Annotated in this window: 14 protein-coding genes and 1 riboswitch; of the genes, 7 read left to right on the forward strand and 7 right to left on the reverse strand. The window is 42.0% G+C overall.

Annotated features, from left to right (window positions below):
• The first annotated feature begins 67 nt into the window (after positions 1–67).
• From AC4MC0_RS08135 to AC4MC0_RS08165, 7 genes are all read left to right on the forward strand, one after another.
• Entirely contained in the window at positions 68–373 is a 306-nt protein-coding gene (locus tag AC4MC0_RS08135) for an IS630 transposase-related protein (protein ID WP_262471488.1), read from the forward strand.
• Positions 374–420: 47 nt separating this feature from the next.
• Positions 421–915 (forward strand): IS630 family transposase, encoded by a 495-nt coding sequence (locus tag AC4MC0_RS08140; RefSeq protein ID WP_005402039.1) that lies wholly within the window; start codon positions 421–423, stop codon positions 913–915.
• 129 nt (positions 916–1044) lie between these two features.
• On the forward strand, positions 1045–1938 hold the full coding sequence (locus AC4MC0_RS08145) for a LysR family transcriptional regulator (protein WP_004979763.1): 894 nt from the start codon (positions 1045–1047) through the stop codon (positions 1936–1938).
• Positions 1939–2082: 144 nt separating this feature from the next.
• Positions 2083–2186: riboswitch (guanidine-I (ykkC/yxkD leader) on the forward strand.
• 27 nt (positions 2187–2213) lie between these two features.
• Complete coding sequence (locus tag AC4MC0_RS08150) at positions 2214–2954, forward strand: urea amidolyase associated protein UAAP1 (RefSeq protein WP_491887470.1); 741 nt, start codon at positions 2214–2216, stop codon at positions 2952–2954.
• Positions 2955–2971: 17 nt separating this feature from the next.
• A complete protein-coding gene (locus tag AC4MC0_RS08155; protein WP_419380752.1) occupies positions 2972–3622 on the forward strand; it encodes an urea amidolyase associated protein UAAP2 in 651 nt (216 codons plus the stop codon).
• A 5-nt stretch (positions 3623–3627) separates the two neighbouring features.
• The gene (gene uca / locus AC4MC0_RS08160; protein ID WP_491887471.1) at positions 3628–7233 is read left to right on the forward strand and encodes an urea carboxylase; all 3606 of its coding nucleotides are present in this window, start codon (positions 3628–3630) and stop codon (positions 7231–7233) included.
• A gap of 211 nt (positions 7234–7444) precedes the next feature.
• Positions 7445–7912, forward strand: coding sequence for a hypothetical protein (locus tag AC4MC0_RS08165; RefSeq protein WP_035326445.1), 468 nt, complete (start codon positions 7445–7447; stop codon positions 7910–7912).
• A 63-nt stretch (positions 7913–7975) separates the two neighbouring features.
• Here AC4MC0_RS08165 and accC read toward each other — a convergent pair whose 3' ends face one another.
• From accC to AC4MC0_RS08200, 7 genes are all read right to left on the reverse strand, one after another.
• The gene (gene accC / locus AC4MC0_RS08170; RefSeq protein WP_114836663.1) at positions 7976–9337 is read right to left on the reverse strand and encodes an acetyl-CoA carboxylase biotin carboxylase subunit; all 1362 of its coding nucleotides are present in this window, start codon (positions 9335–9337) and stop codon (positions 7976–7978) included.
• 16 nt (positions 9338–9353) lie between these two features.
• Positions 9354–9773: an acetyl-CoA carboxylase biotin carboxyl carrier protein gene (gene accB / locus AC4MC0_RS08175; protein WP_062034808.1), complete on the reverse strand. Its 420-nt coding sequence runs from the start codon at positions 9771–9773 to the stop codon at positions 9354–9356.
• A gap of 16 nt (positions 9774–9789) precedes the next feature.
• Positions 9790–10245 (reverse strand): type II 3-dehydroquinate dehydratase, encoded by a 456-nt coding sequence (gene aroQ, locus AC4MC0_RS08180; protein WP_176537683.1) that lies wholly within the window; start codon positions 10243–10245, stop codon positions 9790–9792.
• A 1091-nt stretch (positions 10246–11336) separates the two neighbouring features.
• On the reverse strand, positions 11337–12113 hold the full coding sequence (gene pcaD, locus AC4MC0_RS08185) for a 3-oxoadipate enol-lactonase (protein ID WP_281962904.1): 777 nt from the start codon (positions 12111–12113) through the stop codon (positions 11337–11339).
• Positions 12114–12211: 98 nt separating this feature from the next.
• Positions 12212–13417 carry a 3-oxoadipyl-CoA thiolase gene (pcaF, locus tag AC4MC0_RS08190; RefSeq protein ID WP_491887472.1) on the reverse strand — a complete coding sequence of 402 codons (1206 nt, stop codon included), beginning with the start codon at positions 13415–13417 and terminating at the stop codon, positions 12212–12214.
• Positions 13418–13668: 251 nt separating this feature from the next.
• Positions 13669–14319 (reverse strand): 3-oxoacid CoA-transferase subunit B, encoded by a 651-nt coding sequence (locus tag AC4MC0_RS08195; protein WP_491887473.1) that lies wholly within the window; start codon positions 14317–14319, stop codon positions 13669–13671.
• A 13-nt stretch (positions 14320–14332) separates the two neighbouring features.
• Positions 14333–15013, reverse strand: a complete 681-nt coding sequence (locus tag AC4MC0_RS08200) for a 3-oxoacid CoA-transferase subunit A (RefSeq protein WP_491887474.1) — start codon at positions 15011–15013, stop codon at positions 14333–14335.
• Positions 15014–15022 lie beyond the last annotated feature (9 nt).

The raw sequence follows: 15022 nt of genomic DNA on the forward strand, positions 1-15022 counted from the left end.
GAACAGCTAAAGGTATAATTAATGTGCTTTTATAGTCAAATCATTATAAAACCAATACAATGGTGCAATGAGTTATTCAGAACATTTTAGACGTAAAATTTTAGCTAAGCTTGAGGAAGGTTATTCTATTCGAGCGGTAGCTACACAATTTGAAATTAATAAAAATACCATTGTTGAATGGAAGAAACGTATAGAGATTAAAAAAACTCGTGTACGTAAACCTTCTAAAATTAACGATGATGCTTTACGTGAAGATGTTGAAAAGTATCCTGATGCTTATCAATATGAACGTGCTGCACGTTTTAATTGTGGTGTTTCATCTATTGGTGCTGCATTAAAGCGCTTAAATATTACAGTTAAAAAAAGACGTTAAGCCATCCTAAAGCAGATACAAAGCTCAGGGATAAATTTATTCAGCAAGTGAATGAATTAGAAAAAAACCATCCGATTATTTATCTGGATGAAAGTGGTTTTAAGTCACATGATTACAGACCTCATGGCTACTCACGAAAAGGAGTACCCTGTTTAGGGCAATATAATTGGCAATTAAAGAATCAGACCAATGCTATTGGAGCAATCCATAAAGGGTATTTATTTTCAGTCGGTTTATTTGACTGCAAAATCAATTCAGATGTTTTTCATTTTTGGATTGAGCAATTCCTCATACCAGCATTACCTGAAAATAGTGTAGTGGTTATGGATAATGCAGCATTTCATAAAAGAGCAGATATTCAGGAGTTATTGGAACAACAAGGGCATAAAATTCTTTGGCTTCCTGCATACAGCCCTGATTTAAATCCTATAGAACAGATGTGGGCATGGGTTAAACGTAAGCGTAAAGAATGGTTGATCGATTCAGTCGATGAGTTATTTCAAGTTTTTTTCGAATCCTGTATGAATAATAAAGTAGTTTGACTATATTGCTGAAATGTCTGATATTAGACCTAGATGCTTGTAAAAGTAAGTTTTGAGCATTGGATCATCGCTATAATGGGTAGATGATGGATCGTCTACCATCACATGCATATAAGGAACATTTTTTTCGTGTTTGAACTGGACTGTAAATTACTCAGTATCTTTTTTTACGTTTATAAGTTTAAAAGTGTGTCACTGGCGGCTGATCATTTAGAAATGAGTCAACCGACGGTGAGTAACATTCTGAATAAAATTCGCCAACATTATAATGATCCGCTATTTTTGCGGATTGGCAATGAAATGGTGCCAACTGAGCTGTCGAAACAGTTATTTCCATTGGTCAGTGAGGCTTTAAACAAGGTTGAAATCATCAATAACTTTACGATTGATTTTGACCAAGCCACTTCGCAGCAACAGTTTAGTTTGGCCATGACCGATGTTTCGCATTTGGTGCTGTTGCCGAAAATTTCGCAATACTTAAAGAAACATGCGCCGCATATTCGTTTGAATATCCGTCCGATCACCTCTGAAACCAGTTATCAAATGGCAAATGGTGAGATTGATTTGGCGCTGGGTTTTTTACCTCAACTGGAAAATGGCTTTTATCAACAGCAACTGTTCGAGCAGTATTATGTGGTGATTGCTGCCAAAGATCATCCGCGTTTGACAGGTGACAGTATCAGCACAGCGCAGTACTTGGCTGAGTCACATATCGATATTGATGCAGGCATGGGACATTACCATATTGAAAATGAACTGCTTAATTTAGAACTAAAACGTGACATTTTAATGCGTTTACCGAGCTATTTAGGGGTAGGTTTGGTGGTACAAGAAACCGACGCGATTGCGACAGTGCCGTATTATTTGAGTGAAGTGCTGCTTTCACGTGGCAATTTAAAAATCTTTAATGCACCAATTGCCTTCCCAAGTTATGGGGTGAAACAGTATTGGCATATGTCTTGTCATCACAAAACCAGTCATCAGTGGCTGCGTCACATGTTCCATGAAATTTTAATGAAGTAATTCTTAAAATTTGATGCTTTTTAGTGCGCATAGCGAAAATATGCGTGCTTGAAATCTAAAGTGCCCATTTATTGCTCATAAATAGTATTACGAAGTTTAAAAATCGTAATACTAAATTGGCACAGCCTTTGCATCGTCTAATCTGAAAGAGTGATCTAGGGTTCCGATACATATCTATTTTATGTATGTCTGCGACCGAGAGTTCACGGTTCGAAAGAACTACACGGAGGGATAAAAGCCCGGGAGGTAAACAGTTACGATTTAGGCAGAAGCGCATGAGCACAATAACTTATCACGACGATAACGCACTATGGACTGAACTTTTACCGGGTGGGCATCACTGGTCTGGGCGTATTCAACGCAGCACAGTGTTACAGTTCAAAGCATTGGGAGCACAAGCCAACGTTTCACTTTTCTGTGTCAACAGTGAAGACAAGCTCGAACGTTTTAATATGCCCGATAGCTTAAAGGCACAACATACGGCATTTCTAAGTACAGGGCATGTGTTGTATTCAGACTTAGGTCGGGTCATGGCTTCAATCATTCAAGACGATCATGGTTGGAATGATGCTTTGTGTGGTCCGAGTCGCACAGAACAAATTCAAAAACAATTCGGCACTCAAACTTTCCAAGATGCACGAAATGAGATGTATCGAAGTGGACGCGACAGCCTATTACTTGAAATGACCAAGTATTCATTAGGTCAAGCCGACCTGTCAGCTACGGTCAACCTATTCTCTAAAGTTCGCCCTGATGATGTAGGCAACTTATCTTATATCGATGTCGATAATACCCATCAAACTATTGAATTGCGTTTTGAGATGGACTGTCTGGTGTTTTTATCTGCTGCGCCACATGGTTTAAGCCAAGCAGCAAAGTATCAGCCTGCCGATATTCAAATGGGCTTATTCAAAGCTTCAGCTTTAACAGCACATGATGTCTGTCGTGACTCATGCCCACAAAACCAACGCGGTTTTCAAAACAACGCGCGTTATTACGCATTCGATGCTGTTTAAGCCCGAGGAGAATACGCATGACCAGTTTACAAGCATTTGATCAAACCGTTTTAAATGAAGTCTGTCCAGCGGGTGAGGCATGGATGTGTGAAGTCCAGAAAGGGCAATGTTTCCGCATTATTGACCTCGAAGGCAACCAAGCAGTCGATACTTTATTAATTTCTGCGAACAATCCTGAAGAACGTTACAGCGCAACCGATACTCTAGCCATTAATCAGCAGATTTATCTCGAAAAAGGCACAGCTCTATATACCAACTATGGTAACAAAATCGCCACGATCCATGATGATAACTGTGGTCGCCATGACACCTTAGGCGGTGCTTGTTCATGTGAGAGTAACACCGTACGTTATGCACACGACACATTTCCGATGCACAGTTGCCGTAATAACTTTATGACAGCTTTAGCTTTGCACCCTATCGCAAAAAAGTATGGACTAAATGTTCGTCATATTGGGCCGAATATTAACTTCTTTATGAATGTACCCGTGAGTAGTGATGGGCATCTCAAGTTTGACGATGGAATATCGGCGCCGGGTAAATATGTTGAAATTCAAGCGGAGATGGATCTTATCGTGCTGATTTCTAACTGCCCGCAGCTGAACAATCCATGTAATGCCTATAACCCGACCAAAATTCAAATGATTGTACGTGAAGGCAAGGAGTAATCTGCATGTTTAAAAAAGTTCTCATTGCCAACCGTGGTGCAATAGCCTGCCGAGTAATTCGTACATTAAAGAAGTTAGGCATTCAGTCGGTTGCGGTTTATTCAGAAGCAGACCGTGATTCCTTGCATGTGACTTTGGCTGATGAAGCGGTATTTATTGGTGATAGCCCAGCCAGTCAAAGTTATTTAAATATTGAAAAAATCTTACAGGTCGCGAAAGAAGCAGGTGCTGAAGCTATTCATCCGGGCTATGGTTTCCTGTCTGAAAATGCGGAGTTTTGTGATTTGTGTGAGTCACAGGGCATTGTGTTTTTAGGGCCAAATTCTGCACAAATGTGTAGTTTTGGCTTAAAGCATACTGCACGTGAACTTGCAATTCAGGCGAACGTGCCATTGTTACCGGGGAGCCAACTTTTAGCAGATGAAGCGGAAGCACTGGTAGAGGCGAATCGTATAGGCTATCCCGTAATGCTGAAAAGTACCGCGGGTGGTGGCGGTATTGGTATGCGTTTGGTGTGGAACGAAACAGAGCTTAAAGATGCTTATGCAACGGTATCTTATTTGGCCCAAGCTAACTTTAAAGATGCAGGCTTGTATTTAGAAAAGTTTGTGGAAAATGCGCGTCATATTGAAGTCCAAATTTTTGGTGATGGCCAAGGTTTGGTTTTGGCTTTGGGAGAGCGGGACTGTTCAGTACAGCGACGTAACCAGAAAGTAATCGAGGAGACCCCAGCACCGCATTTAAATGATGAACAACGTGATTATATTCAGGGTATTGCGGTTCAACTGATGCAGTCAGTAAATTACCGTTCGGCAGGTACGGTTGAATTTGTGATGGATACTGACACCCAGCAATTCTATTTCTTAGAGGTGAATACACGTCTGCAAGTTGAACATGGTGTGACTGAACAAGTGTTTGGTGTAGACCTTGTGGAATGGATGGTCACTTTAGGTAGCGGTGACTGGACTGCACCAACAGATACACTTGCACCTAAAGGCCATTCGATCCAAGTCCGTTTATATGCCGAAGATCCAATTAAGAACTTTCAACCCAGTGCTGGCTTACTGACCTATGTCGAGTTTGACCCGCAGGCCCGTAATGAAACATGGGTGGAAACAGGTTCAAATGTGTCTTCCTTTTATGATCCAATGATTGCCAAAATCATTGTGACTCACGAAAACCGTGAAAGTGCAATTCAGGCCATGAGCGATACTTTGGCAAAAACCTCAGTGGCAGGAATTGAAACTAATCTTGAGTATTTACAGAATATTATTGACTGTGAAGTGTTTAAAGCAGGGACACAGACTACACGTTTCTTAAATACTTTTGAGTGGAAAACCCAAAAAGTTGAGGTATTACAGTCCGGTATTCAAACGTCAATACAAGATGTCAATGGTCGTTTGGGTTACTGGGATGTTGGAGTGCCACCATCGGGTGCGATTGATCCACTATCGTTAAATGTTGCTAATCAACTATTGGGGAATCCATTTAATACCGCAGGGCTAGAATGTACATTACAAGGCCCAACTTTAAAATTTCATTGTGACAGCCAAATCGTGATTACGGGTGGCGACATGCTTGCGACATTGGATGGTGTCGATGTTGCCATGTGGCAGACCCTTAATGTTAAAAAAGGGCAAATTCTTAAAACAGGTAAAATCACCACAGGTTGTCGCAGTTATATTGGCATTAAAGGCGGATTTAATGTACCTAGATACTTAGGCTCGCAAGCAACTTTTACTTTAGGTCAGTTTGGTGGTCATGCAGGACGCAATTTACTTATTGGTGATATGTTGCCTATTACGGCTTATAGCTCGGTAGAAACTGTTGCACTCAGTGCAGCAGAGGTGCCAAGCTTTAGTCAGGCTTGGAACATTGCAGTGATGTATGGACCGCATGGTGCGCCAGACTTTTTCACCAAACGAGATATTGAGCGCTTCTTTGAGAAAGAATTTGAAATTCACTTTAACTCAAGTCGTACAGGCATTCGTTTAGTCGGTGAAAAACCTGAATGGGCACGTACCGATGGTGGTGAGGCAGGGCTGCATCCTTCGAATATTCATGATAATGCTTATGCCATTGGCGCGATTGACTTCACTGGAGATATGCCAATTATTTTAGGACCCGATGGTCCAAGTTTAGGCGGCTTTGTTTGTCCTGCGGTGGTGGTTAGCTCAGAACTATGGAAAATTGGTCAACTTAAAGCGGGCGATAAAGTTAAATTTATCCCAATTTCTTATGATCAAGCACAAGTATTAAATCAAAAATATAGCGCAGCGTTAACAGCGGATACGACTGAAAATGTAGAATTTGCTCCAAGCTTTCATGCTGAAATGGAGACCTTATCAGATGCCGTTTTAGCGACATTAAAAGGTGAGAACGCTAGACCTGATGTGACTTATCGTCCTGCAGGTAATAGCTATCTGTTGGTTGAATATGGAGAGTTGGTTTTAGATCTCAATTTACGCTTCCGTATTCATGCTTTAATGCAATGGGTTAAAGACCAAAGTATCGAAGGGATTATAGACTTAACACCGGGTATTCGTTCGCTGCAAATTCATTTTGATTCATTGGTGCTAGATCAAAAACATTTATTATGCCTTTTACAGCAAGCAGAAAGTGAATTGCCTGATGTGACCGCAATGGAAGTGCCTTCGCGCACAGTCTATTTGCCTTTGGCTTGGGAGGACTCACAAACTCAGTTGGCGACTGAACGTTATATGCAAACAGTCCGTCCAGATGCGCCGTGGTGTCCTGACAATATTGAGTTTATTCGTCGTATCAATGGTCTAGAGTCAAAGCAAGCAGTGAAGGATATCGTATTCAGCACCAATTATTTGGTGATGGGTTTGGGGGATGTGTACTTGGGTGCACCTGTGGCAACGCCGCTGGACCCACGTCATCGTTTAGTAACTACCAAATATAATCCTGCACGCACTTGGACGCCTGAAAATGCAGTCGGTATTGGTGGCGCATATATGTGTGTCTATGGTATGGAAGGCCCGGGCGGTTATCAGTTTGTTGGACGTACAACCCAAATGTGGAGTCGTTACCGCAAAAATCCTGACTTTGAACAGGATAAGCCATGGCTACTGCGCTTCTTTGATCAAATTAAATTTTACGAAGTGTCTGAAACAGAACTGATGCAAATGCGGGAAGACTTTAAAGCGGGGCGCTTAAAGCTTCGTGTAGAAGATGGGGTTTTAAATTTAAAAGAATATAATAACTTCCTCATTGAAAATGCAGCATCCATTTCAAATTTTAAAGCAGTACAGCAAACGAACTTTGAAGATGAACGCCGTCGTTGGCATGAGGCAGGTTTGGCTGAACATGTTTCTGAAAGTCTAGATGCGGTTTTAGACGACAGTGAAATTCAAATTCCTGAAGGTGGCTGTGCAGTCGAGTCGCATATGCCGGGTTCTATTTGGAAAATTGAATGTACCTCTGGAGACATTGTGGAAGAAGGGGCAACTTTGGCCGTGATTGAAGCCATGAAAATTGAAATTCCCATTATTGCACCTGAGCGGATGAAGGTTGAAGCCATTACCATTGAAAAAGGGCAAACGGTAAAAACAGGTCAGGTGCTGTTTACACTGGCACCTGTAGCCTAAATTCAAATATCACGACATACAAAAAAGACTGCTTAGGCGGTCTTTTTTCGATTCTGAAAGTAGGATTTATCTAGTGCTGACAATAAATCGTTTTGTTAAGTCGAGATTGCAATGCATAGCAAAAAATAGATTGTTATGAAATGGTTATAAAATGATGTTTTGAATCAAAATATGCTAATTTAGTGGGACGCTTAAAAACATTATGGCTTGTATGAAAAAAACATTACTCGGCATGTTATTCATGTTAACTTCATCAGTGCTTATGGCAAATACGCCAAGTCAGCCTGAGGATACTCAAGCATCAAATCAAAATAATATTCGTGTAACGACACGCCCTGAAATTGTGGGCTTATGGGGAATGGAAATTCCAAATAATCGTAAATGCGTTGAATACTATAATTTTAAAAGTAATAGTGATGTTGTGATTAAAAGTGGGGAAGAATGGTCTACGGGAATTTATGATTACCAGCCATCAACCGATAAAAATGTGCAACTGCCTGCTTTAATTTTACAGGTCAAATTTGACAATAACCAAGTAGATTGTTCTGGGTCACAAGAAGATCAGACTGGTGAAATGTCTCAGTATTTTGTGAAATGGCAAAGTCCATCGACCATTAATTTTTGTGCCAATGATAAAGCACAGCAATGCTTTGCAACGCTACGTCGCGTACTACCTTAATTAATTGTTTTATAAATAAAAAACCGCGATTTATCGCGGTTTTTTATTTAAGGATCAAGACAATTACTTATCTTGATTGTCTTCAATTTGCTTTAACAGGTGCTTTTCAAGGTAGTGAATATCCATTGCTTGTTCACAGAATTTTTCATCTTGAAGAATCAAATCTTTATGCAATGGAATATTGGTTTTAATACCGGTCAAAATCATTTCATCAAGCGCTTGGCGCATGCGTGCAAGTGATGTTTTACGATCCTTACCGTGTGCGATCAGCTTCGCAATCATCGAGTCATAGTATGGCGGAATGCTATAGCCTTGATAGATATGTGAATCAAGACGAATACCTGCACCACCTGGCACATAAAAATTCTCAATTTTACCCGGTGAAGGTAAGAAAGTCGTTGGATCTTCAGCATTGATACGGCATTCAATCGCATGGCCTTTGACTTCAACTTGATCTTGTTCAATTTCAAGACCTAAGCCACCAGCAATGCGGAGCTGTTGTTCAATAATGTCGATACCTGTCACCATTTCAGTTACAGGGTGTTCAACTTGAACACGTGTATTCATCTCAATAAAGAAGAATTCACCATCTTCAAACAAGAACTCGAATGTACCTGCACCGCGGTACTGCATTAATTTACAAGCATTTACGCAAGCTTCTAAAATGTCAGCACGTGCTTGTTCAGGTAAGTTTGGCGCTGGCGCTTCTTCTAGCACTTTCTGATGGCGGCGCTGTAAAGAGCAGTCGCGGTCATAGAGGTGAATCGCGTGGCCATTACCGTCGGCAAGAACTTGGACTTCAACGTGACGAGGTGTTTGTAGGAAACGTTCCATATACACCGTGTCATCGCCAAACCACATTTCAGCATCACGCTGTGCGGCTTGAACGGATTCAAGCAGAGTATCGACACGTTCTACAATACGCATACCACGACCACCACCACCAGAAGCAGCTTTCACGATCAATGGGAAACCAATTTCTTTAGCTTCAGCCAGCGCATTTTGCGGTGTAACCGCATTTGCAGAACCCGGTACGGTTGGAACACCTGCTTTACGCATTGCTGTAATCGCAGAAACTTTGTTACCCATCAAACGGATGTGTTCAGGGCGCGGTCCAATAAAAATGAAACCAGAATTTTCTACAATTTCAGCAAATTCAGCATTTTCTGATAAGAAGCCATAACCTGGGTGAATAGCATCTGCACCTGAAATTTCAGCTGCTGTAATAATGGCAGGAATGTTCAAGTAGCTTTCACTGCTCGCACCTGGTCCAATACATACTGCTTCGTCTACAAAACGTAGGTGCATTAAGTCTTTGTCGGCATCTGAATAGATCCCTACAGTCTTAATTCCTAAAGTTTTGCAGGCACGGGTGATGCGCAAGGCAATTTCACCACGGTTTGCAATTAAAACTTTTTGCAACATTATAAGTCCCCGTCTATTACGCGCGGTAGCGGAATAATGGTTGACCGAATTGGATCACTTCGCCGTTTTTCACTAAAATTTCTTCAACCACGCCGCTTTGCGTTGCTTCAATCGGGTTCATGATTTTCATTGCTTCGATAATACCAAGTGTTTCACCAGCAGTGATGGTTTGACCGACTTTAACAAATGGCGCTTCACCTGGGCTTGGTGCCGCGTAAAACACACCAACCATTGGAGATGTTTCTACAGCACCACGTGGTGTTTTAGCCGCTGGTGCTTGAGCAACAGGAGCTGCCATAGCAACAGCAGCACCAGCTGCAACAACTGGACTGCGACGAGTCAACGCAATCGATTGATCGCCTTCTTTAACTTCAATCGCTTGTAAGTCAGATTCAATCATCAGGTCGATGAGTTTCTTGATTTTACGAATATCCATGTGACAGTATTCCTAATTATGATTGCGTAGAGGGTTGAATTTTAGTGAGAGCGTAATTGAGCGCAGCGCTATAACCTTGAGCACCTAAGCCACAAATAACGCCAACGGCTTTATCTGATAAATATGAATGATGTCTAAACGCTTCGCGCGCATGAACATTTGATAAATGAACTTCAATAAATGGGATGGCTACACCAAGCAAGGCATCACGAAGAGCAACAGAGGTGTGCGTGAGTGCAGCAGGGTTAATAATAATAAATTGGACGCCATCCGCTTGGGCTTGATGAATACGGTCGACAATGGCGCCTTCCCAATTACTTTGGAAAGTATCGAGAGAAATTGAAGCATTTTCAGCTTGTGCAATGAGTTGCTGATTGATGTCGTTCAGCGTTAGAGAACCATAGACCTCTGGTTCGCGCATTCCTAGCAAATTTAGATTCGGTCCATGAATAACCAAAATGGTCGAACTCATTTAGCTTGCTCCATTTATAAATTGCAATAAATCTTTGCAAGATGGCTGCAAAGTTTGCGTATTATGGCATAAAGTTCTACATTTTTTTTATAGTTTGTTTGAATTGACGTAGATGCTTAGTGCCAAACTTCGGCAATATAATGTAAATTTTGCAAGGAATTGACAATGTTAAAAGATTACAAATTTTCGGATTATTACTCTTTTTTACATTGTAAGCCAAATTGACCAAAAGCAGCATATTTGTTTCCGTTTTATGCCACAGGTACAACTCGAGTCCTGAAAAGAGGTCAACTCAGACTTCTTAGTCGGTAGCTCACTCTACATCAGATCTAGATCATTTCTTATGTAACTAAACTGTATATCAAAATAAAGCTGAAGTTTGATATGGTTTGTATCTGTACATGATCTGATCAATTTATTCCAGCTCTTTTGGTTGGCTTGACGACCATGATCAATTCAGTTGCTAAGCTTTACTGGATCAATATTGAACTTGAAGAATATCACTTTCATCAATTAAAACATCAACTTGTTACGTTAAAATGTAGATGGACGTTTTTGTCTGTTGTTAACGTCTATCTAGCTGATGCCATGATCTTTTAGAAAAAAACTGAAAAACTTGAAACAGTAAGAGGAAAATCCAGGTTTCTAAGGGTGCTTTTCAGCATCCTCTTGGTTGAGAAATTTTGCCGTTAAATAAGCAAAAGACTGTAGAAAAATTGCTGAGTAGCAGAATGTATTGAAAAAATATCCTCCTATTGCGTCAGGGCTTTTGCTGTGCGAGAAAATTTATAAAAGAAAAGAATTGGCTATTTTGCTCATTTTAACTGGGTAGATTCGGCTTTACATGATGGGATCTAGTGAGTTTAGGATTGGCAATAAGTGAAATTCTGAAGATATGATTTTGAAACCATAATAATTTCAGTTTGTTTTATATACAATTTTTGAGTTTTGATGATTTTAAGAGGAAAAATAGAATGAGCCAAAGCCAGCATATTTCTAATGCTGAGTTTTACGCATTCCTATCTCTTTCTTTAAATAGGTAAGAAAAAAAACAGCCCATGTTGGGCTGTTATTGGATCAGATCTAGAGCATTAAGCAATAAAGTCTAAGATGGCCTGATTGAAGGCTTTGGGCTGTTCGATATTTGAAATATGAGAGGCATCGATTTCAAATAGGGCACTACTTCGGATGTGATTCACCATGTACTGTGCATCTGAGACTGTTGTTACTGGGTCTTTACGCCCAGCAATCACAAGTAAAGGTACATGAATACTTTCGAGTTTTTCACGTAAATCCGCTTTAGCCAAAGCTTCACAGCAACTCGCATAACCTTCTGGGCTGCCAGCACCTAAGTCGTTTGAAAGCGCTGCTACAATTACTGCGTTGCTTTGGATAAAGGGTTCGGTAAACCAACGGCTCGCAGCCGTTGATGCAATTGGTTCTAAACCTTGGGTACGTACTAACGATGCGCGATCATTCCATGCCTGTTCATTGCCAATTTTAGCTGAGGTATTACATACAATGGCACGGTGAAAACGTTCAGGTTTATGAATGACTAACCACTGACCTGTGAGTCCGCCCATTGAGATACCGCAAAAAATGGCTTTCTCAATGTTTAAATGGTCCAATAAATGTATCAGGTCTAGACCAAGTTGTTCAATATCATAAGGCCCTTGAGGTGCGGAAGACTGACCATGCCCGCGAGTGTCATAGCAAATCACAAAATAGTTTTTCTGGAAAAAAGTAATTTGTGGTTTCCACATGTTGAAGTTTGTGCCTAGCGAGTTTGAAAAAACGATCGCGGGATTTTTGGGGTCACCAAAGGTCTGATAGTGAATTTCGGCATTGTTTGAAGTAAACCTTGGCATATGCTTTTCCTTAATTCATTAAAATTTTGAGTGTTTCCACTGTTGTTATCAACAAAAAGTGTTATGAGCAGAAACACCACGTCAGATCTGAAGGAGGATTAAACGCGCTGAATAATCATTGCAATGCCTTGACCAACCCCAATACACATCGAACACAAGGCATATGTCCCACCCGTTTGTTCTAACTGGTTTAAAGCCGTGGTGACTAAACGTGCACCCGATGCACCCAGTGGATGACCAATCGCAATTGCACCACCGTTTGGATTCACTTGTGTGGTGTCATCTGCCAGACCTAGGTCACGGGTAACGGCCAGTGCTTGTGCAGCAAAAGCTTCATTCAGCTCAATCACATCCATCTGCTCTAATGTCAGATTGGCTTGTTTGAGGAGCTTCTTGATGGCAGGTGCTGGAGCAAAGCCCATGATGCGTGGTTCAACCCCCACTGCTGTTGAAGCAATGATTTTGGCACGCGGTTTAAGCTGGTATTGCTGAATCGCTGCTTCTGAAGCAATCAGTACAGCAGCCGCACCGTCATTGATGCCTGATGCATTCCCCGCAGTGACGGTGCCTTCAGCTGTGACGACTGGCTTGAGTTTGGCTAAACCTTCTAAGGTGGTCGATGCACGTGGATGTTCATCCGTGTCGACCACAATCGGATCACCCTTACGCTGAGCAATACTCACCGGGATGATCTCATGTTTAAAAAAGCCTTGAGCTTGCGCGGTTGCGGTGCGCTGTTGACTCGCCAAGGCAAACTGGTCTTGATATGCGCGATCAATATTAAATTGTTGTGCTACGTTCTCCGCGGTTTGCGGCATGGTGTCTACACCATACATCGCTTTGAGCTTAGGATTGATAAAACGCCAGCCCATGGTGGTGTCTTCAATCTTCTGGCTACGGCCATATGCGGTTTCTGATTTACCCATGACAAAAGGTGCACGAGACATACTTTCCACGCCACCTGCAATGATTAAGTCTGCTTCACCTGCTTTAATCGCACGGGCTGCCATGGCAATCGCATCTAAAGATGAACCACATAAACGGTTCACAGTCGTGGCTGGAACTTCGACAGGTAAGCCTGCAAGCAGTGCAGACATACGACCCACATTACGGTTGTCTTCACCGGCTTGGTTGGCGCAGCCATAGATCACGTCATCGACTTGGGTCCAATCAACACTTGGATTACGTTGCATTAAGGCTTGAATTGGCACTGCACCCAAGTCATCGGCACGGATCGGAGCGAGTCCACCTGCATAACGGCCGAATGGGGTACGAATGGCATCGATAATATATGCGTCTTTCATGTTTAATCTTGTCCTTTGAAACGGGACTCTGCTGATAGATAACCTGTATCTAGTCACGACGGAGTCTTACCGTGTTCAGTCAAATACCAGTAGCTCGTTCTCGTCACTTTTTTAAAAAAGTGACCAAAAACTTTGTCATCAACAAAACCTGTTCACTCACAGCAATTTTCTACTGCTGTTGCAAAAACAATATTTTTAAAGCGCTCGACAGGTTGTTGATGACTATAAGCTCTAGCAAATTTTTCTGAAATTTACTGTGTCGCATCCACTAAAGTTGCACCTGTCATTGCCTGCAATTCTGCAAAGCTTAGACCGTCGACTTTCTCAATCACTTTTAAGCCGTCTGCGGTGACATCAATCACACACAGGTCGGTGTAAATACGATCCACACATTTCAAACCTGTTGCTGGATAGCTCAGTTCAGCTACGATCTTCGGTTCACCTTGTTTGGTCACATGGTCGGTCGTGATAAAGACTTTTTTAGCACCAACAGCTAAGTCCATTGCACCACCGACCGCGGGAATCGCATCGGGCGCACCGGTATGCCAATTGGCCAAGTCACCATTGGCTGCCACTTGAAAGGCGCCCAGAACGGCAATATCTAAGTGACCACCACGCATCATGGCAAAAGAATCCCCATGATGGAAAAAGCTGCCGCCTTGCAGCATGGTCACATATTCTTTACCTGCATTGATCAGTTCAGGGTCTTCTTGACCTTTTTCAGGTGGTGGACCAAAAGCCAATAACCCATTTTCAGAATGCAAGAAAACGTCTTTGTCACTTGGCAGGTAACTGGCAATCTTGGTCGGTAAGCCAATCCCAAGATTGACATACGCACCATCGGGAATATCTTGTGCCACACGTTCTGCAATTTGGTTACGGCTGAGTTTTTGATAGCTCATGATGCTCTCCCGATTACACAGCAACGGGTTCAGGTTGAACCTGTACCACGTGTTGAACAAAAATACCTGCGGTGATGATGTGTTCAGGGTCTAAAGCTCCTAAATCCACCACTTCAGAGACTTGTGCAATGGTCACGTTGGCTGCCATTGCCATAATCGGACCAAAGTTACGTGCAGATTTACGATAGACCAGATTGCCCCAACGGTCGCCTTGTTGGGCTTTAATCAAAGCAAAGTCGGCTTTGATTGGGTATTCCAGTACATAATCTTTACCGTCGATGTGACGGGTTTCTTTGCCTTCAGCCAATAAGGTACCGTAACCAGTTGGGGTGATAACTGCACCAAGTCCCATACCTGCGGCTTGAATACGACAGGCCAAGTTGCCTTGAGGCACCAGTTCTAACTCAATTTTTCCTGCACGATAGAGTTCATCGAAGACCCAAGAGTCAGACTGACGTGGAAACGAACAGATGACTTTTTTCACGGCACCTGCTTTGAGGAGCTTGGCTAAACCATAGTCGCCATTACCAGCATTGTTGCTGACGATGGTAAGGTCTTTAATGCCGAGTTGAATTAAGCCATCAATCAGTTCAGCAGGTTGCCCTGCGGTACCAAAACCACCGATCATGATGGTTGAGCCATCCTTTATTTGCGAAAGTGCTTCTGTTATAGAAGCTGAACTTTTATCAATCATAATATTGTC

Source organism: Acinetobacter sp. CAU_H_S139_7 (assembly GCF_058599305.1).